Source organism: Pseudomonas acericola (SeqCode), assembly GCF_053456465.1.
The window spans coordinates 736,865-756,491 of record NZ_JBRFJB010000001.1 but is presented as its reverse complement, the minus strand read 5'-3'; the positions used below and the strand labels follow the sequence as shown (position 1 = coordinate 756,491).

The 19,627-nt window shown below is 63.1% G+C and carries 13 protein-coding genes; all 13 read right to left on the bottom strand.

The features are described 5' to 3' along the window. Window positions 1-2 precede the first annotated feature (2 nt). Window positions 3-7,772 (bottom strand): hemagglutinin repeat-containing protein, encoded by a 7,770-nt coding sequence (locus ACU688_RS03470; RefSeq protein WP_448183645.1) that lies wholly within the window; start codon window positions 7,770-7,772, stop codon window positions 3-5. Window positions 7,773-7,796: 24 nt separating this feature from the next. After that, window positions 7,797-8,318 (bottom strand): toxin-activating lysine-acyltransferase, encoded by a 522-nt coding sequence (locus ACU688_RS03465; protein ID WP_448183644.1) that lies wholly within the window; start codon window positions 8,316-8,318, stop codon window positions 7,797-7,799. Between the two features lie 11 nt (window positions 8,319-8,329). Then, entirely contained in the window at window positions 8,330-10,036 is a 1,707-nt protein-coding gene (locus tag ACU688_RS03460) for a ShlB/FhaC/HecB family hemolysin secretion/activation protein (protein WP_448183643.1), read from the bottom strand. A gap of 725 nt (window positions 10,037-10,761) precedes the next feature. Further along, a complete protein-coding gene (locus ACU688_RS03455) occupies window positions 10,762-11,154 on the bottom strand; it encodes a DUF2802 domain-containing protein (protein ID WP_017735235.1) in 393 nt (130 codons plus the stop codon). Further along, window positions 11,155-11,640 carry a chemotaxis protein CheW gene (locus tag ACU688_RS03450; protein ID WP_017735234.1) on the bottom strand — a complete coding sequence of 162 codons (486 nt, stop codon included), beginning with the start codon at window positions 11,638-11,640 and terminating at the stop codon, window positions 11,155-11,157. An 80-nt stretch (window positions 11,641-11,720) separates the two neighbouring features. Further along, window positions 11,721-12,515, bottom strand: coding sequence for a CheW domain-containing protein (locus ACU688_RS03445; RefSeq protein WP_448183642.1), 795 nt, complete (start codon window positions 12,513-12,515; stop codon window positions 11,721-11,723). Further along, on the bottom strand, window positions 12,515-13,303 hold the full coding sequence (locus ACU688_RS03440) for a ParA family protein (RefSeq protein WP_448183641.1): 789 nt from the start codon (window positions 13,301-13,303) through the stop codon (window positions 12,515-12,517). Before ACU688_RS03440 ends, ACU688_RS03445 begins: the two co-directional genes overlap by 1 nt. A gap of 50 nt (window positions 13,304-13,353) precedes the next feature. Beyond that, on the bottom strand, window positions 13,354-14,247 hold the full coding sequence (gene motD / locus ACU688_RS03435) for a flagellar motor protein MotD (protein ID WP_207045181.1): 894 nt from the start codon (window positions 14,245-14,247) through the stop codon (window positions 13,354-13,356). A 9-nt stretch (window positions 14,248-14,256) separates the two neighbouring features. Beyond that, on the bottom strand, window positions 14,257-14,997 hold the full coding sequence (locus ACU688_RS03430; RefSeq protein WP_124526496.1) for a flagellar motor protein: 741 nt from the start codon (window positions 14,995-14,997) through the stop codon (window positions 14,257-14,259). Continuing rightward, window positions 14,997-16,124, bottom strand: coding sequence for a protein-glutamate methylesterase/protein-glutamine glutaminase (locus ACU688_RS03425; RefSeq protein WP_448183640.1), 1,128 nt, complete (start codon window positions 16,122-16,124; stop codon window positions 14,997-14,999). The genes ACU688_RS03430 and ACU688_RS03425 overlap by 1 nt, the downstream gene beginning before the upstream one ends. A 47-nt stretch (window positions 16,125-16,171) precedes the next feature. Beyond that, complete coding sequence (locus ACU688_RS03420; protein WP_448183639.1) at window positions 16,172-18,376, bottom strand: chemotaxis protein CheA; 2,205 nt, start codon at window positions 18,374-18,376, stop codon at window positions 16,172-16,174. Window positions 18,377-18,387: 11 nt separating this feature from the next. Continuing rightward, window positions 18,388-19,176, bottom strand: coding sequence for a protein phosphatase CheZ (locus ACU688_RS03415; protein WP_124526499.1), 789 nt, complete (start codon window positions 19,174-19,176; stop codon window positions 18,388-18,390). An 18-nt stretch (window positions 19,177-19,194) separates the two neighbouring features. After that, entirely contained in the window at window positions 19,195-19,569 is a 375-nt protein-coding gene (locus ACU688_RS03410; protein WP_015885173.1) for a chemotaxis response regulator CheY, read from the bottom strand. Window positions 19,570-19,627: the final 58 nt, after the last annotated feature.

Sequence of the window (19,627 nt, the reverse complement as noted above, 5' to 3'; positions counted from 1 at the left end):
CCTCATGATTGCGGGACCTTGACGAACTCTGGCTTGCCCGTAGGGGTGTGGTTCCAGTATTTCCGGCACGCTTCTCCGCCATTGCCGTAGCAGTTATGCACCGTGTTCTCAGCACCAAAGACCTTCAACCACTCCCACAAGCGATTGCTGCCATCGGGAATGTTGCCGCCAGTCCCCGGGTTGAAGCCAACACCCGGTGTGCGGGCAACGGGGTCGAAGTCATGGTTCTGATACTGCAATATCAACTTGTCGCGCTGCTCTGCGGAGGTGATGTTTGTACGGTCCTGCAATATCCCCAATAGCGTATCGGCCTTTTTCACCCCATACGCTGCCCCGAAGAAGTTCATCGATGTATCACCCAACAGCCCAACGTTTGCCGGGTCACGTGCCAACGAGTCCATAGCATTGCCCGTAGTCATGGTGCCACGGCTATGCCCATCGATATGCAACCCGCTCTGACCGAACTGGACCATGTATTCCTTGGTCTGCACTGTCGCGTTGGACAGGCCCCAGAAATCGTTTTCCAGGTTCTTCTGATACGCCGCGATCATCAACTCCGACGTGAAGTTGTTGGCCTTCTCGAAATGGATCAGATACTGCGGCCCAGTGTCGGCCGAACTGTGTTGCTCGGCATATTTGGCGGCACCGTCGGCGTCGTTGAAAATGCCGTTGTTGGCAATATGTACCTTGCCGTCCGGGCCGGGCTTGAGGTGCTGCTTTTCTTCGTCGCTCAACTCGCGGTACTGAACCTTCTTGCCATCGAGCAGCAGCGCCTTGCCATTCTCATCCTTCAACACCTCATACACCCGCGCCTTCTCAAGGAAGATCTTGCGATACGCCTCATCCGCCAGCATCGACACCTGGTTGTAGAACTCACGCTTGATCTCTTGCTCAGCCTCGACCTTGCGCCCCATCTCCGCCACATCCAGGCGCTCCACGGCGACATGGGCAGCCTCGGTATTGCGGTTGAGGTTGGCAATGGTCTGGTCAACCGTCATCCCGGCGACCACGCGCTGGCGCTCGGCATTGGTGATCACCAGGGTACCGGCGCTGATGGCGCTGCGGGTGTCGCTGGCGGCGGAGTCGGAGTCCGAACCGTTGGCGAGGCTGTTGGCGAGCAGCGCCTTGGCCGTGCCGAGCTTGCCGTCGAGCATGTCCGAACTGAGCTCCACCCCGGAAGTCTTGACGCTGGCTTCGGAGGTGTTGTGGATGTCGGCCACGGTCAGCGTGCCAGTGGTCAGGCTGTTCTTGCCGTCGGCGATGGCCTTGTCGGTGCTGGAAATCACGCCGCCCTTGAGGTCGGTGTTGCCGCGCACGTTGAGGTCGAAACCGCCGTCGCCGGCACGAATGCCGGATTGCTCGATGACACTGGCAAAGTTGGACTTCTGCTTGGTGTTGCTGGAGCTGAAGCTGGCGGTCGCGGCACCGGCGCAGACCGGCGGAATGCAGATGCTGATGCCGGCGCTCATGCTCTTCTGCTCGGAAGCAAATTTGCTGGTGTCTTGCAGGCTCTCGATGTTCAAGTCGCCGCCAACGTCAGCCTTGACCTTGTCGGCCGAGACCACCGCGCCACGCAGGGTGGTGTCCTTGCCGGAGACCAGCGTGGCCTGGTTGCCCGCCGTCACATGGGTATTGCTCCAGACCAGGTCGTTGCCATCCGCATTGCCGCGGCTTTGTGACGCCGAAGCGTTGAAGCTCAAGCCGTTTTTCTCGCTGCCAAAGGAGATACCGATCCCCAGGCTGCCGTTCACGCTTTTATTGGTGCTGTGCTGCTCGATGGTGTTCTGCGCACCCGCCAGCAGGATATTGCCATCGGCTTTCAACAGCGCATCGTTACCCGCAGTGATCTGGCTGCCCTGCACCGTCAGGTCGTTATTGCGCTTGCCGCCCGTGGCCACAATCGACACATCGTGCCCCGCCGCCACCGTTGAGCCGGCGGCGGTGTTGGAGGTCTGCTCGCTTTTGTTCTCGCTCTTGTTCATGCCCAGGGCGATGCTCAAGTTGATCCCGCCCGCCGCTGCCGGGTCGGCCATCACTTGGGTATGTGCTTCGGTGCCGGCCCAAAAGGTGTTCAGCGCGGCCAGGGTTTTCATGCGTTTGTCGTCGGTGCGTTCGGCGGCCTTGTTCATGCGCTGGCCGGTCTGCACCGCGTTGACGATCGGGTTGGTCAGGGTCAGGCTCACGCCGGTCTGCTTGAAGCGCTGCTCCTGCTGCTGCGCGGCGAGGTTGCGCGCTTCGAGGATATTGACCTCGGACGCCTCGATCGACACATCGCCCTTGGGCGCGCTGACATTGCTGCCAACCTGGCGATACTCACCGCCTGAGCTGATCAATACGTTGCCGTCGGTGGAACCCACACTGCTGGCGGCGGCCGTGGTCTGCTGGCTGCTGTCCTTGTTGGTCTGTTGCTGCGAGCCGATGGTGACGGCAATCGCACCGCCGCTGAACATGCCGCTGGTCTTCACGTCCTTGGTGTGTTTTTCGTCGAGGGTCTCGGTGGCCGCCAAGACCTTGATGTCATTGCCCGCCACCAGCGCCGTGCCCGAGGTCGAGACCACGTTGCTGCCGGTAATGGTGATGTTGTTGCCGGCTTGCATCACCGCCTGCTCGCCGCTGAAGGTCGAACCTTGCGCAGTGGTCTGGGCCACCGTGTCGCGGGTGGTGGTGGTCTTGCTGGAGAACATGCCGTTGCTGCCCTTGACCTTGTGCGCCTCGTCCGCCGTGCTGAAGCGCTCGCTGGCTTCGACGTTGATATCGCGGTTGGCGCTGACAGCCACGGCACCGGCGTCACTGTTGACCAGCGCGCCGCGTGCCTGCACATCACGCCCGGCACCGAGGCGGATATCGCCCGTGGCCTGCACTGAACTGCCGACTTCGCTGCGCCCGGCTTCCTTGCGCCAGTTGTCGCCATCCCATTGGTTGGACTGGGTGAAGGACTCGTTCACCGTGCTCAAGGTGATGTCGTTGCCCGCCACCAGCGCCGTCTTGCCGCCGACGCCGGTGTTGCTGACCTGGGCCGCTTGCAGGTTGATGTTGTTGCCAGCGGTGGCAATCAGGTTGGCCGCCGGTGCCGACACATACAGCCCCGCCACCCGCGACAAGGCCGTGCGGGTGCCCTGCGCGCTCTCGCTGTCGGTGGTGATCGAGCGCACGTTGATGTCGTTGCCGGCACTCAGGGCCAGGCGACTGTTGGCGCTGATCAGGCCGCCGATGTTGTTCAGGTCCTGGCTGGCATTCAACGACACGTCGTTGCCCTGGATGCGCCCGCCAAGGTTGTTGAGGTTCTGCACGCTGACGTTCACGCCATCGCGCCCGGAGAGGCTGCCGCTGTTGACCAGGTCACCGCGCACGTCGAGGTTCAGGGTACGCCCGGCCATCAATGCGCCGGAACCGTCGATATCACCTTCACGCACCCGCACGTACACCTGCGGCACCAGCACCTTGCGCACTTCGCCGCTGGCCAGGGTCACGTCCTTGGATACCAGCCACACGATATCGCTGGTCAACTGCGCCATTTGCGCGGCGGTCAGCGCCACGCCCGGGATCAGCTTCCACTGATCGGCCAGGGTCACGGCGCTGTCGATCATGCCGCGGTACTGCGCTTCGTCACTCGCATAGCCATCGACAAAGCGGCGCCCGGTGAGTTGGGCGACTTGTTCGCGGATCAGCTTCTGTTCGTAGAAACCGTCGCCGAGGCGCTGTTGAGTGCCGGCCGGGTCGAGGTTCAGGCGTTCGAGCATGTAGTCCGACGACAGCCACTTGCCGTAGTTGGCGAAGCGCGGGTCGGTCTCCACCAGGTAACCGGCGGTGCTGTTGGGGTTGATCTGGTACAGGCTGCTGTTGGGCAGGTCCGGGTTGAAGCCACCGGTGCGGATCTGCTCCACCGCGCCGCCGGCATTCTGCTGGGTCAGCGCTTGCACTTCGCTGATCGGGCTCACCGCATAGGTGCGCCCGGCACCGGCCAGGTCACCCGTGCCGGCCGCGCTGTCGGTGACCTTGGCCAAGACCAGCGCGCCCACCTGGGTGCCCGTGCCGTTGATGGCCGCGTACTCGGTAAACACCGTCGGTTTCAGCGAGATCTGCTCGATCAAGGGCGCCGGGGTGTACGCCGTGACGCCCATGCCCTGGCGGTCACGGCCCTTGCGCTGGATGCGGTAGTAGTTGGTCAGGGTGCCGCTGTCGGTGGTGACCTTCTGCCCGGTCAGCTCAGTGTTGATCACCGTGCCCACGCTCGCATTCAGCGCCTGGCCGGCGATGATCCGGCTCTTGTCGTTGAACACCTGGTCGGCAATCAGGTTGATGTTGCCACCGGCGAGTATCTGCGCCGGGTCCGAGGCGACGATCTGCGTCTCGGTGACGGTGCGGTTGTAGTCATAGCGGTTCCAGCGCGTGCCGTAGCCTTCCGGCGTCACCAGATGCAGGACCTCATCGTTGTACAACGAGATCTGCCCCGGCAGGTAACGGTTGGTCGAGCCCGACAGCAGGTACTCCTGCAAGGCCTGGGTGGACACCTGCACTTGCTGGGTGGCGAAGTGTTCGTTGGTGTTGTTGATCTGCTTGGCGTTGATGCTCAGGCTGCCCAGCGCTTCGACAGTGGCACTGGCGTTGTTCAGCACCTGCGCCTGGCCCGTGGCCTGGTCATTGGCATCCAGGGCGCCGCCAATCAGCAGGTTGCCGGTGCTGAAGATCAAACCGTGTTCACGGTTGTTGATGACCTGCGCGCCGATGTCCAGGCGGTTGCGTGCGGCAATGGTCGCGGCCGAGGCGCCTTCAACGGTGTTGTTCAGGGTGCCGGCGGAGATGCCGAGTAGATCGCCATAGATGCGCCCGGTGCCGAGGTTGTTCAGGGTCGCGGTGGTCAGGCGCGTGGTCTCGCCGTCGATCAGGCCACGGTTGTCCAGTTGCGTGGCCGCGTTGACCTGCACTTTGGGTGCGCTGATCACGCCGCTGGCGGTGTTGTCGACAACGTTGGCGTCCAAGCGCAGCAGGTTGCCGGCCTGGAGCGCGCCCTGGTTGGTCAGGCGTCCGCTGGTGGCCAGCGATACGTTGCCGTTGGCCTGGAACAGGCCACTGTTGACGAAGTCCTGGGTCAGGCGGAAGGTCAGGTCACCCAGGCTGAGGACCTTGCCGTTGCCGCTGTAGTTGGCGCTGTCGAGCAGCAGCGATTGCCCGGCAATCAGGGTGCCCGCGCCGTTATTGATGGCCTGGCGTTTTTGCGCGAGGTCGCGGTCCGTCACGTTCAACACGGTGCCAGCGGAGATGATCCCTTGTTCGTTGTCCAGGGTGCCGCTGCCGGTGACGCTCAGCGTCGTGTCGGAGACGATCGAACCGCTGCGGTTGCTGACGCTGTCCACGTCCATCGCGACGGACTGGCCCTTGATGCCCTGGTTGGCGCCTTGGGTGCTGCTGTTATCCACACTGGCGGCGGTCAACAGCAAATGCCCGTCGGCGCGCAACAGGCCGGCCTGGTTGCTCAACTGCTGGGCGTTGACGTCCAGGGTGCTGGCGCTGCCGATAAAACCCTGGTCGTTGAGCAACTGGCCCGCACGCACGGTAACGTCGCGCTGGCCGAGGATGCCGCCGGTGCTGCCGGAATTGCGGTTGCTCAGTTGCTGGCCGTGGGTGTCGATCTTCAGGCTCGACTTGGCCTGCACGATGCCGCCGTCGTTGTTCAATACGCCGCTGTCGACGCTCAGGGTATCGCTGGCATTCAGGTTGCCCTGGGCGTTGTTCAGTTGCTGGCCCTGAGTATTGAGCAGCAACTGCGCGCCGGTGACTACCCCGCTGCTGTTGTTCAAGCCTTGTGCGTTGAGGGTCAATGCCTTCGCGGCTTCCAGGCGGCCGCCGGTGTTGTCGAGCGCCGTTGCGTCGCTGTTGAGCAGCAAGTCGCCCGCCACCGAGCCGAGGGTGCCGCCTTGGTTCAATACGCTGCCTGCCTTGACCGTCAGCGTCTGCGTGGCCGCGACGGTGCCCTTGGCATTGTTCAATTGCGCGGCGGTGACTCCCAGCGCGCCGCCGGCAGTGATCTGCCCGTTGCTGTTATCCAGGGAGCCGCCGTTGAGGGTCAACTGCGCGGCGCTCACCAGCTTGCCGTTCCCGTTGGCCAGGTGCTGGCGTGCGGTGACGGACAAATCGCCTAGGGCACCGGACTGCACCAGGCCGCTGCCGTTGTTCAGGCTGTCGGCACTGACGTCGAGGCCGCCGCCACTGGCGAGGATACCGCTGCTGTTGTCGAGGTTGCGCGTAACGGTCACGCGCATGCCCGCATTGCCCGTCTGCACCCATTTGCCGCCGACGTTGGACAGGTCCAGTGCCGTGACGCCGATCTGCGCCGCGCCGACCTGCGCGGCATCGCTGAGCAGGGCCTGATTGGCGTTGGCGGTCAGCGCCTGGCTGGCGGTGACGCGGCTGCGGCGCAGGTCCAGGTTGCCAGCGGTGCTGGTCAAGTCGACGGTCTGGGCCGAGGTCTGGCTGTCACTCAGGTCAACCTGCGCGGCGCTGGCGGTGAGCTTTTGCGCCGCGAGGTTCTGCCCCTTGGCCGTGATCGTGCCGGCCGAGGTGAGGGTCAACGAGCCGCTGTCACCCAGCTTGCCGGCGCTGTCGACGCCCGCCGCGAGTGCCGAGCCGGCCTGGCTGCGAATCGCGCCCTTGGCGGTCAGGCGCGCATCGCCCTGGGCGGACGCAATGCCCTTGTTGTCGATATCGGCGGCGGTATTCAGGTCCAGATTGCCTTGGGCGTACAGCGTGCCGCTGTTGTCGATGCCCTTGTCAGCCGTGGCTGTCAGCTGGGTCGCGCTGCTGATCTGGCCACGGTTTTCGATGCGCCCGTCACTGCCAATCACCACTTCACCGGCGCTGGAGCCGATCTGCCCGGCGTTGCGCACGCCGACGCCGGCGCCGTTGCCCACCAGGGTGATCTTGCCGGCATACATGCCGCCCAGTTGCGCCACGTCGATGGCCACGGCAGGCGTGTCAGCTGGCGCGGTACCGGTGGTGCCGGCCTTGATGGTCAGGTCCTTGGACCAGATGCCCGCGTTCACTTCGACCGTGCGCGCAATGATCTCGGTGTAGTCGGCGCGGCTGGTGTCCATGCCTTCGCCGCCGATGCTGATCTTGCCGCCCGAGACCTGGTAGCCGCTGATCAGGCCGTTCTCGAACTGCGCCCGCCCGGTGGTCAGCGTGGCGCGGTCGGCGTTGATAAAGCCGCAACCTTCGCACGCGATGCCCGATGGGTTGGCAATCACCACCTGGGCCTTGGAACCGGCCACTTCGACAAACCCGCGCAACTGGCTCGGGTTGCTCGAATTGACTTCGTTGAGAATCACCCGCGCGCTGCCGTTGGCCAGCGCACGGTTGCCTTCGATCCAGCCGGCCAGTTGGGTCTGGCTGTTGGTCGCGGCGTTGTTGAGGATCACCCCGCGCTTGTCCACGTCGAACTGCGAATAGGTGTTGCGCGACACGCCTGCGTCGCTCGGGCGGGTGATGTCCACCACCGGCGCGCCATTGCCAGCAGCACCGATGGTCGGGCGTTGGCCCGCCGGTGCCGAGCCATCGGCCACGATCTGCGCCTGCACCGGCGCCACCAGGGTGACCCAGCCCATGCCCACCATCAGCGCAAAGCGCAGCGGCGTGAGGGTCGCCGTCACCGGGCTCACCGGGGACACGCCGCGCGTGGTGCCGGGGGCCTTGCAGGCGCTCTTGACGTTCTCGGCCACCACCATCAGCAGGCCGCGGGCCTTGTTGAATACAACTCGAAACAGATGCTTATTCATGCAGATCCTTTGCGCGGTGGCTGATCAGAGCGCGTCGCTGGGTAACGGGTGAGTGGCAAACCAGGCTTGCGCCTCCAGGTCCAGGACGGCGATGCCCTGGAAGTTCAAGACGCGCAAGCCGCGCTCTTCGCCTTTGTGGTGCAGTGCGCGGAACACCTTGCCGGGCCACAAACGGCTGCGCAGCAAACGGCTGACGCGCCGGGTGTGGCCAAACGGCGCGACCCAGTCGTTGATCCACAACCGGTCGCCGCTGTCCCAATCCTCTGCTGGCAAGCACACCGCCGGCGTGCGCAAATAGCGCGCCTCGGCGTCGGCACTGAGGTTGAGCCACGAGAGGAAAAACACCGGCCGCCCGCCTTCGCTGATCAAGATGAACTGGCGCCGCTTGATCGCCGGCAGCAACAGCGTGGACAGGCTGTGCAACGGCGCATCGCGATGAGCCGCGGAGTGCATCCACAGCCACACCGCCGAGCCCAGCACCTGGGCTTCGTCGATGGGGCTGTCGGCCCGCTCGGGGGCGAGCACCTCCAGGGTGTCGTGGTGCATGCTGGCCTCCTTCAAAATGACCAGTTGGCGCTGAAGCCACTGGTCACGTCGGCGGTCTGGAAACCCTTGGGTTTTTCCAGGGGCTTGCCGGTATAGATGTCATAGGAAAACTGCTTGTAGCCGCCGCGCAGGCCCACCACCGCACCGGCCAGGCGTCGGCCCGAGAGGTACTGGGTGGAATGCCCGCCGACTTCGCCATAGTCCACGCCCAGGTAGAGTTCCTGGCCGGTGTTGGCCAGGCTCAGGCCGAGGTCGTTGCTGAAGGTCCAGCCGCGTTCGGCCGAAAGAATCTGCTCGCCGTCGAAACCGCGCACGGTGTAGCGCCCGCCAATCGAAAAGCGGTCCTGGGGAATCAGCGGCGTACGGTTCCACTGCCCCCGCCAGCCGGCGATGTAGCGCAGGCGCTGGTCGGCCAAGGTGAACGGCAGTTGCAATTGGGCGTTGGCGGTGATGATCTGCGAGCGCGAGGTGCCTTCGCCGTTTTCCTCTTCGGGCGCGCGCAATGCATCACGGGCGCCGGTGCCACGGCGATAGCCGACACCGAGGTCGAGGGTGCTGGCGCCGATGAATTCACGGTGGTTGATCCCGGCCTGCCAGCCAGCCATGCGCCGGCGTTGCAGCTCGATTTCGGTGTCTTCGATGTAGTTGCTGGAGGTACGGCTCCATCCGCCTACCGACACGGTGGTCTTGCGCACCGCATCGCGGTAGATCACCCGCGACAGCTGCACCTCATTGGTCCGGCTGCGGCCACTGTAGGAATACGCCTGGTTCACCCCGGCAATCGTCTGGTGGTAGTCGTACTCGCTGGACGTCAGGCTCAGTTGCCAATAGTCGTAGGGCACCGAGTAATGCACGGTGTGGCCCTTGGAGCCACGGTCGCCACTCTGGCCACCGCCCAAATCGTGGTTGAAGCTGATGTAGAACAGATCGTTGAGGCTCGCCAGGTTGTCCAGCGACAGCGCGACGTTGCCTTGATACTTGCCGGTCTGCTTGCTGCCGGAATCGTCCACCGACAGGCTGACGCGCACTGGAATTGCCTGCTTCCAGGCAATCACCACATCGCTTTCACCGGGCTGCGCATCCGCGCCTTCGGCCGGGGTGATCTGCACGTCGGCTTCGGCGGTGGGCACGCGCTTGAAGTTCTCCAGCGCCTGCTCGATGTCGCGCAGGTTGAGCACATCGCCAGGCGATGCGGGCATGGCATTCCAATAGTTGGCGCGAGCGGAAGTGCCTTCGGCAAAGCGGATGTGCTTGATCCGCCCTGGCACCAGCACCAGCGACAGCGTGCCCTGGTTCAAATCCTGGGCCTCGGCGAGGACGCGGGTGGTGATAAAGCCTTTGGCGATGATCGCGTTTTGAATGCGCTTCATCGTCAGGTTGATACCGGCGGAACCGACACAACGGCCTTGCACCGGATCATCCGACGGGTTGGCGGCACGCAGGGCCCACTGGAAATCTTCGGCCTGGTCGCCACTGAGCACCACGCGGTCGATCTTGAAGCACGGCGTTTCATTGCGCGGCAGGCGCAGGTTGCCGGCGCTGTCCAGCGGCGCTTCCAGACGCACGTCAGGGGATTGCTCCAACTGCTCGCGCTGGGCGCGCTCACGTTGTTGCTGCAGGAGTAATTGTTGGGCAGGTGCTTGCGGCTCAGCCGCCAAAGCCGCTGCGCTGGTCAGGAAACCGACAAGGGAACAGGTGGCGACGCAAGACTGCAGCAAAACAGACGGTTTTGTTCTAGGTAAAGCGTCGAAAGACATTTCGCATCCTTGTGAGTGAAACTTCCTACATTCGCAGGCTTGGTCACCACAAAGACATAAAAGTGCCATGGGGATGTATGGCCCTGTGACACATTTCGCAAAAACGGGGGGTTGGGGAAGGCTTGGATTTTTTGGTGGAAGGCTCTATTTCAAGGCCTGGAGCTGATTTAGGCGAATTCGACAATAATTCAACTTTTGTACAGGTTTGCTGATCGTTCCCACGCTCTGCGTGGGAACGATCAAGTTGGCGGCAGCCAGACAGACCGAGGTGCCTGCATCGCAGGCAAGCCAGCTCCCACAGGGGAAAGGAGAACGACAGGGCAAATACCGGTCGGCTCTAAGGCCGCCGCGCTCTGGCTTTTGATCTGGGGTCGCCCCGTCAAACACGCTGGCCGAGCGCAGGCTTTGGAGCGTGGGTAACCCGGCAGGACGCCGGGTTAGCCGCACTGGGCCAGGGATGGCCCATTGCGGCGGCCCACGCTCCAAAGCCGGAGAGAGGGCATGCCGAGCCTAGGCGAGGCACCGAGTGTTGGGGCGAGGACCTTTTGGTTACTTTTGGGTCCCTCCAAAAGTGACCCGCTGTAAGAGCGGAACCCTAAGTGGCCGTTACCGCAGCAATGGATATGTACTCTGGCCAAAAAGCTCCAGCTCCCACATTTTTGAATCAGGGCACATACAACCATGGGTCAGCTTTTGTGCAGCTTGCTCATCAGTTGCGCCTCAGCCTGGGTCAGCCCGCAGGACTGGGTCAACTCATCCACCGTCGCCCCCATCCCCACCAACTTCGCCGCCTGGGCAAACGACAGGCTCGACGGATCACGCTGCTCGATCTGCGCCAACTTGTCCGGCAACGGCGCCAGGATCGCGCGCAATTCATGCACCTCGTCGCCCACCCGCACCGCCGTCTGCTGGTAATGATCAACCCGCTTGACCAACTCCAGCACACGCCGATCACGCACGGCGTCGCGCTCGGCCTGTTGCAAGGCCACTTCCCGTTGCTGGCGCAGATAGCGCAGCAGGAAGGCCAACGTCCCGGCCCACAACAGGGCCAGGACGATCACCGCCGCTTCAAGAAACAATCAGATGTTCTCCAGATCCGACCATTCTTCTTCGCTCATCATCTTGTCCAGCTCAACCAGAATCAGCAGTTCGCCGTTCTTGTTGCACACGCCCTGGATAAACTTGGCGGATTCTTCGTTGCCCACGTTCGGCGCGGTTTCCACTTCCGATTGGCGCAGGTAGACCACTTCGGCCACGCTATCGACCATGATGCCTACCACTTGCTTGTCGGCTTCGATGATCACGATACGGGTGTTGTCGTTGACTTCGGTCGGCACCAGGCCAAAACGCTGGCGGGTGTCGATCACGGTCACCACGTTGCCGCGCAGGTTGATGATGCCCAGCACGTAGCTTGGCGCACCCGGCACCGGCGCGATCTCGGTGTAGCGCAGCACTTCCTGCACGCGCATCACGTTGATGCCGTAGGACTCGTTGTCCAGCTTGAAGGTTACCCATTGCAGGATCGGATCATCCAAACCTTGTGCGGACGCTGACTTGTTGTTCATACCCCTGACCCCTTCAAATGCCGCTTTACACGGCGTGTGTGCTTCATTGGCCCCGAAACATCGCGGCCCTTATTGTTCAATCAACTGCGTGTAGTCACCGGCATCGACTTGACGGCACCGCTGGCGATCAACTCGGCCAGTTCGGATACGTCGAGCAATGCGCACATGTGTTCGATCACGGTGCCCGCCAGCCAAGGCCGCTGGCCCCGGTGGCTGCGCCATTTGATTTCGTTCGGGTCCAGGCGCAACGAGCGGCTGACTTGATGCACCGCCAGCCCCCACTCGTAGCCCTGCACCGAGATCACGTATTGCAAGCCCTGGCGGAAGTCGTCGCGGTAGCGGTCGGGCATCACCCAGCGCGCGGTGTCGAGGACTTTGAGGTTGCCGGCCTGGCTGGGCAGGATGCCGAGGAACCACTCCGGTTGCCCGAACAGCGGGGTCAACTCCTGACCCTCCAGGGAATAGATCGAGCCCAGGCACACCAGCGGCACCGCCAGGGTCAAGCCGGCGACGTCGAACAGCAGGCATTCGAACGGCTCGGCGGCCCAGCTCGGGCGACCATCGGTGGTGACCGGCGGCGGGGTGATGCTCGGCGGCAGATGAACTTCCACCACCGGCGCGACCACCACGGGGGCCACGGGAGCCACGGGAGCCAACACGACGGGCGTGATCGGCACCACCACTTGCGCATCGCGGGCTTGTTCTTCGAGCACCGCCAACTGGAATTCATCCAGCGTGGCGGGCGGCTCGACGACCGGCTCCAGCACCAGCAGCGGTTCAGGCAGTTCTTCGGCGGTCGCGTCCTGCAGCAAGGCATCCAAGTAGGATTCCAATGCCAGTTGCGGCCGGGTCTTGAATTCGACGGGACGGTTCATCAAGCCACCTGCGCCACAAGCTGCTGGGACAGCAGGTGCTTGAGCAGCGCGCGGTAGGCCATCACACCACGGCTCTTGCCGTCGAACTGCGACGGCGTGAGGCCGGCGCGGCTGGCGTCACGCAGGCGCGTGTCCACCGGGATGTAGCCGTTCCAGATGGTTTCCGGGTAGGCATCGCGCAGTACGCGCAGGGTGCCGAGGGACGCTTGGGTGCGGCGGTCGAACAGGGTCGGCACGATGCTGAACGGCAGCGCCTGTTTGCGCGAGCGGTTGATCATCGCCAGGGTGCTGACCATGCGTTCCAGGCCTTTGACCGCGAGGTGCTCGGTCTGCACCGGGATCACCAATTGCTGGCTGGCCGCCAACGCGTTGACCATCAGCACGCCAAGCAACGGCGGGCTGTCGATGATGGCGTAGTCGAAGTCCTGCCACAGTTGCGCCAGGGTCTTGGCGATCACCAGGCCCAGGCCGCTCTGCCCCGGGGACTGGCGCTCAAGGGTGGCCAGCGCGGTGCTGGACGGTAGCAGGGAAATACTGTCGTTGCTGGTGGGCAACAGCAGTTGCCCCGGCAGGTCGGCCGGCACGCTGCCCTTGTGCAGGAACAGGTCGTAGCAGCTGTGTTCCAGCGCATCCGGGTCGTAGCCGAAATAGCTGGTCATCGAGCCGTGGGGGTCGAGGTCGACCACGACCACACGCTTGCCCGCCTCGGCCAGCAAGCCAGCGAGGGCGATGGAGGTGGTGGTCTTGCCGACCCCACCTTTTTGATTGGCAACTGCCCAGACTCTCATTCAGTTGGTTCCTCCCGGTGGGCACAGGCGCGACCGAGACATTGCATAGGTTATTGAGCCGGTGACGGAGAATTGACGGAGCTCTGCCGAACCGGCGGCGTTACCACTGCCGGTGCAGTTTGTGTGCCAGCGCGCTTCAAGGCCGCGTCCGGTGTTGCATTGGCCGTGCCGGTGCCGGTCAGGCTGCGGCGCACATCGAGGTTGCGCGACACCACCAGCACCACCCTGCGGTTCTTCGCGCGGCCTTCTACCGTGGCGTTGTTCGCCACCGGCTGGAATTCGCCATAACCCACCGACGCCAGGCGCCCGGGGTTCACGCCCTGCATCGCGAGCATGCGCACGATGCTCGATGCGCGCGCCGAAGACAGCTCCCAGTTGGTCGGGTACTGCGCGGTGCTGATGGGAAAATTGTCGGTGAAACCCTCGACGTGGATCGGGTTCTCGAACGGCTTGAGGATGCCCGCGACCTTGTCGATGATGGTGAACGCCTGGTCGCTGGGCAGCGCATCGGCACTGGCGAACAGCAGGCTGGAATTGAGTTCGATCTCGACCCACAACTCATTGCCGCGCACGGTCATCTGGTTGGAGCTGATCAAGTCGCCAAAGGCCGCGCTGATGTCGTCGGCGATGCTTTTCAGCGGGTCGCTGGTGCCACCGACGCCAGCGGCGGTTTCGTCGCTGTCGTTGACCAGCGGCTTGGCCGGGGTCACGGTCTTGGGCCGCTCTTCACCGATGGGGATCGGCTTGAGCGAGCGGTCGGCGTCGTTGAACACGCCGATCAGCGCTTGGGAAATGACTTTGTACTTGCCTTCGTTGATCGACGAGATGGAGTACATCACCACGAAAAACGCGAACAGCAAGGTGATGAAGTCCGCGTAGGACACCAGCCAGCGTTCATGGTTGACGTGCTCTTCAGGCTCGCGACGGCGACGGCTCACAATCATGACCTCCCATCAGTCCATGAAGCCCTGGAGCTTCAATTCGATGGAGCGCGGGTTCTCGCCCTCGGCAATCGACAGGATGCCTTCCAGCAACATTTCGCGGTAACGCGACTGGCGCTGGGCAATCGACTTGAGTTTGCTGGCCACCGGCAACAACACCAGGTTGGCACTGGCCACGCCGTAGATGGTGGCGACGAACGCCACGGCAATGCCGCTGCCCAGTTGCGAAGGGTCGGCGAGGTTGCCCATCACGTGGATCAGGCCCATCACCGCACCGATAATGCCGATGGTCGGCGCGTAGCCGCCCATGCTTTCAAAGACTTTGGCGGCGTTGATGTCGCGGCTTTCCTGGGTGTAGAAATCCACCTCCAGGATGCTGCGGATCGCTTCCGGCTCGGCGCCGTCCACCAGCAATTGCAGGCCTTTGCGCGCGTAGCTGTCGGGCTCGGCATCGGCCACGCCTTCGAGGCCCAGCAGGCCTTCCTTGCGGGCGGTAAGGCTCCAGTTGACCACGCGATCAATGCCACCGGCCAGGTCGACACGTGGCGGGAAGATGATCCACACCACGATCTGCATGGCGCGCTTGAACGAGCTCAACGGCGACTGCAACAACGCCGCGCCGACGGTGCCGCCGATCACGATCAACGCGGCCGGGCCGTTGGCCAGCGCACCGAGGTGGCCGCCTTCGAGGTAGTTGCCGCCGATGATCGCGACAAACGCCATGATGATGCCGATCAGGCTCAACACATCCATTAGAGGCAGGCCTCCACCAGATGCTTGCCGATGTCGTCCAGGCTGTAGATGGCGTCGGCCAGTTCAGCCTTGACGATGGCCATGGGCATGCCATAGATCACGCAGCTGGCTTCGTCCTGGGCCCAGATTGCGCTGCCGCCCTGCTTGAGCAGGCGCGCGCCTTCACGGCCGTCGGCGCCCATGCCGGTGAGGACCACCGCCAGAACTTTGTCGCCGTAGGACTTGGCTGCCGAACCGAAGGTGATGTCCACGCACGGCTTGTAGTTCAGGCGTTCATCGCCCGGCAGGATTTTGATCGCGCCACGGCCATCCACCATCATCTGCTTGCCACCCGGGGCCAGCAGCGCCAGGCCAGGGCGCAGGATGTCGCCATCCTCGGCTTCCTTGACGCTGATGCGGCACAGCTTGTCCAGGCGTTCGGCGAAGGCCTTGGTGAACGCGGCGGGCATATGCTGGATCAGCACGATCGGCGCCGGGAAGTTCGCCGGCAACTGCGTCAGCACGCGTTGCAGGGCCACCGGGCCACCGGTGGATGTACCAATGGCGACCAGCTTGTAGGCTTTGCGCTTGGGCGCCGGCGAGTGCGCGCTTGGCGCTGCGGCGCGAACCGGCGCGGCGGCTGGCGCAGGCCGGGCCACCGGCGCAGGGGCCGGGCGACCGAACGATGAGGTCGGCGCAGGCGGAGCCGCAACCGGTGCGGGCGCAGGGGCGCTGAACAGGCTGCGACGGTTACTGCGGGAAATGCTGTGGACTTTCTCGCACAGCAGTTGCTTGACCTTCTCGGGGTTGCGCGAGATGTCTTCGAAATTCTTCGGCAGGAAATCCACCGCGCCAGCGTCCAGCGCATCCAGGGTTACCCGGGCGCCTTCATGGGTCAGCGAGGAGAACATCAACACCGGGGTGGGGCAGCGTTGCATGATGTGGCGGACTGCGGTGATGCCATCCATCATCGGCATCTCGTAGTCCATGGTGATGACGTCAGGCTTCAACGCAATGGCTTGATCAATCGCCTCTTTGCCGTTGGTGGCCGTGCCGACCACCTGGATGCTGGGATCGGCGGAAAGAATTTCCGAGACGCGGCGGCGGAAGAAACCCGAATCGTCCACCACCAGGACCTTGACTGCCATAAACACTCCGTTAGGCGGGGCGGGCAAACCGCCCTGCCCCACCAGAATCAAATACGCCGAGCGGCGTAACGCTTGAGCATGCTCGGAACATCGAGAATCAGCGCGATCCGACCGTCACCGGTGATGGTCGCGCCCGACATGCCCGGGGTTCCCTGCAGCATTTTGCCCAAAGGCTTGATCACCACTTCTTCCTGGCCAACCAGTTGATCGACGACAAAGCCGATCCGCTGGGTGCCCACGGAGAGGATCACCACATGGCCTTCGCGCTGCTCTTCATGCTTGGCCGATGCCACCAGCCAGCGCTTGAGGTAGAACAGTGGCAACGCCTTGTCGCGCACGATCACCACTTCCTGGCCGTCCACCACGTTGGTGCGCGACAGGTCGAGATGGAAGATTTCGTTGACGTTGACCAGCGGGAAGGCGAACGCCTGGTTGCCCAGCATCACCATCAGGGTCGGCATGATCGCCAAGGTCAACGGCACCTTGATCACGATCTTCGAGCCCTGGCCCTTGGTCGAGTAGATATTGATCGAGCCGTTGAGCTGGCTGATCTTGGTCTTCACCACGTCCATGCCCACGCCACGGCCGGACACGTCGGAGATCTCGGTCTTGGTCGAGAAGCCCGGGGCGAAGATCAGGTTGTAGCACTCGGTGTCGGTCAGGCGGTCGGCGGCGTCCTTGTCCATCACGCCACGCTTGACCGCGATATTGCGCAGGATCGCCGGGTCCATGCCTTTGCCGTCATCGGTGATCGACAGCAGGATATGGTCGCCTTCCTGTTCCGCCGCCAGAATCACCTTGCCGTTGCGGGACTTGCCCGAGGCTTCGCGCTCTTCCGGGGTTTCCACGCCGTGGTCGACGGCGTTGCGCACCAAGTGGACCAGTGGGTCGGCCAGGGCCTCGACAAGGTTTTTGTCGAGGTCGGTTTCTTCACCCACCAGTTCCAGGTTGATCTCTTTCTTCAGCTGGCGCGCAAGGTCGCGAACCAGGCGCGGGAAACGGCCGAAGACTTTCTTGATCGGCTGCATCCGCGTTTTCATCACGGCGGTTTGCAGGTCGGCGGTCACCACGTCGAGGTTCGACACGGCCTTTTGCATGGCTTCATCGCCGCTGCTCAGGCCCAGGCGCACCAGGCGGTTACGCACCAGGACCAGTTCGCCGACCATGTTCATGATGTCGTCCAGGCGTGCGGTATCAACCCGCACGGTGGTTTCGGCTTCACTGGCAGGCTTTTCCGCGGCGGCCGGTGCCGGTGCCGCAGCCCGTGCAGGCGCTGCTGCTGCGGCAGCAGGCGCCGGAGCGGGTTTGGCCGCCACCGGAGCCGGTGCCTTGGCGGCCACTGGCGCTGGGGTTGCGACCGCAGCCGAGGCCGAGGCCCCCACTTCGGTGAACTTGCCCTTGCCGTGCAACTCGTCCAGCAGGGACTCGAATTCGTGATCGGAAATCAGGCCGTCAGCGGCCGGTGCTGCTGCGGCTGCCGTTGGCGCCGCTGCGGCGACTGCCGGCAAGGCGTCGGCCACAAACGTGCCCTTGCCGTGCAGTTGGTCGAGCAACGCTTCGAATTCATCGTCGGTGATGTCGGTGCTGGCGGAAGCGGCAGGCGCCTCGACAGCAGCGGCAGGCGCAACGGCGTCGGCGGCGAATTGGCCTTTGCCGTGCAACTGGTCGAGCAACGATTCGAATTCGGCGTCGGTGATGTCTTCGCCCGTCGGCGCTGCAACAGCAGCCACCGGCGCTTCGGCTTCAGCCTTGACCGCGTTGAGGGAGTTGAGCAGTTGTTCGAACTCGCTGTCCGTGACATCCGCCTCGGCCTCGACCACAGGCTCGGGCGCCGCTTCTGCGACAGGCGCCGCCGAGGTGTCGGCAGGTTCTGCCAGGCGCGCCAGGGCGGCCAGCAGTTCCGGGGTGGCCGCAGTGATCGGCGCACGTTCGCGCACCTCGCTGAACATGCCGTTGACCGCATCCAGTGCTTCGAGAATCACGTCCATCAATTCCGAATCAACGTGACGCTCACCCTTGCGCAGGATGTCGAACACGTTCTCGGCGATGTGGCAGCACTCCACCAGCTCATGGAGCTGGAGGAAGCCGGCGCCCCCTTTTACAGTGTGAAAACCGCGAAAAATTGCATTGAGCAGGTTCGCATCATCCGGTCGGCTTTCCAGCTCGACCAGTTGCTCGGACAACTGCTCTAAAATTTCGCCGGCCTCTACAAGGAAATCCTGAAGGATTTCTTCATCGGCGCCGAAGCTCATGTGGGTGCTCCTTAGAAGCCTAAACTGGATAACAGGTCATCAACATCATCTTGACCCGATACAACGTCTTCACGTTTATCGGCATGAATCTGCGGACCTTCACCCTTGGCGAGATGTTTTTGTGGATCTTTTTCCGAGAGGATCGCTTCGCGGTCATGTTCGATGCCGGCAAAACGGTCAACCTGGCCTGCCATGAGCACCAATTTGAGCAAATTGCTTTCCACTTCGGTGACCAGTTGGGTCACACGCTTGATCACCTGACCGGTGAGGTCCTGGTAATCCTGGGCCAGCAGAATGTCATTGAGGTTGCTGGAAACCGTGCGGTTTTCCTGCTCGCTGCGTGACAGGAAACCTTCGACCCGACGCGCCAATTCACGAAACTCTTCAGCCCCGACTTCGCGGCGCATGAAGCGGCCCCAGTCGTGGCTCAAGGCTTGGGCTTCGTTGGCCATGCCATTGACCAGGGGCGTGGCGTTTTCCACCAGGTCCATGGTCCGGTTGGCCGCCGCCTCAGTCAGCCTGACCACATAGGACAGGCGTTCGGTGGCATCGGTGATTTGCGAGATTTCTTCGGCCTGGGGCATGTGCGGGTCAATCTGGAAATTGACGATCGCACTGTGCAGCTCGCGTGTGAGCTTGCCCACTTCCTGGTACAGGCCGCGGTCACGGGTCTGGTTGAGCTCATGGATCAACTGCACCGCGTCGCCGAACTGGCCTTTTTCAAGGCTGTCGACCAACTGGTGAGCATGCTTTTTCAGGGTCGACTCGAAGTCTCCCTGTGATGTTTCTTTATGCTCCATAGCTCCCCCGCGATGGCATTAGCCGTGGATGCGTTCGAAGATTTTCTCGATCTTCTCTTTCAGCGCCAATGCCGTGAAAGGCTTGACCACGTAACCGTTGACCCCGGCTTGGGCGGCTTCGATGATCTGTTCACGCTTGGCTTCGGCCGTCACCATCAACACCGGCAAGCTGCGCAATTTTTCGTCTGCACGCACGTGGCGCAGCAGGTCGATACCGGTCATGCCCGGCATGTTCCAGTCAGTTACCAGAAAGTCGATGCTCCCGCTGTTGAGGATCGGAATCGCCGTAATGCCGTCATCCGCCTCGACCGTGTTTGTGAACCCAAGGTCACGCAACAGGTTTTTAATGATCCGCCGCATCGTTGAGAAGTCATCAACGATGAGGATTTTCATGTTCTTGTCCAATTCGACCTCCAAGCAGTCTTAAACGCGCCCAGCACCTGGACGCGCC

Bases quoted from the DNA above. Each gene is read 5' to 3' on its own strand.
- ACU688_RS03470 (WP_448183645.1), bottom strand. From the start codon at position 7,772: ATGAATAAGCATCTGTTTCGAGTTGTATTCAACAAGGCCCGCGGCCTG.
- ACU688_RS03465 (WP_448183644.1), bottom strand. From the start codon at position 8,318: ATGCACCACGACACCCTGGAGGTGCTCGCCCCCGAGCGGGCCGACAGC.
- ACU688_RS03450 (WP_017735234.1), bottom strand. From the start codon at position 11,640: ATGAACAACAAGTCAGCGTCCGCACAAGGTTTGGATGATCCGATCCTG.
- ACU688_RS03445 (WP_448183642.1), bottom strand. From the start codon at position 12,515: ATGAACCGTCCCGTCGAATTCAAGACCCGGCCGCAACTGGCATTGGAA.
- ACU688_RS03440 (WP_448183641.1), bottom strand. From the start codon at position 13,303: ATGAGAGTCTGGGCAGTTGCCAATCAAAAAGGTGGGGTCGGCAAGACC.
- motD (WP_207045181.1), bottom strand. From the start codon at position 14,247: ATGATTGTGAGCCGTCGCCGTCGCGAGCCTGAAGAGCACGTCAACCAT.
- ACU688_RS03430 (WP_124526496.1), bottom strand. From the start codon at position 14,997: ATGGATGTGTTGAGCCTGATCGGCATCATCATGGCGTTTGTCGCGATC.
- ACU688_RS03425 (WP_448183640.1), bottom strand. From the start codon at position 16,124: ATGGCAGTCAAGGTCCTGGTGGTGGACGATTCGGGTTTCTTCCGCCGC.
- ACU688_RS03420 (WP_448183639.1), bottom strand. From the start codon at position 18,376: ATGAGCTTCGGCGCCGATGAAGAAATCCTTCAGGATTTCCTTGTAGAG.
- ACU688_RS03415 (WP_124526499.1), bottom strand. From the start codon at position 19,176: ATGGAGCATAAAGAAACATCACAGGGAGACTTCGAGTCGACCCTGAAA.
- ACU688_RS03410 (WP_015885173.1), bottom strand. From the start codon at position 19,569: ATGAAAATCCTCATCGTTGATGACTTCTCAACGATGCGGCGGATCATT.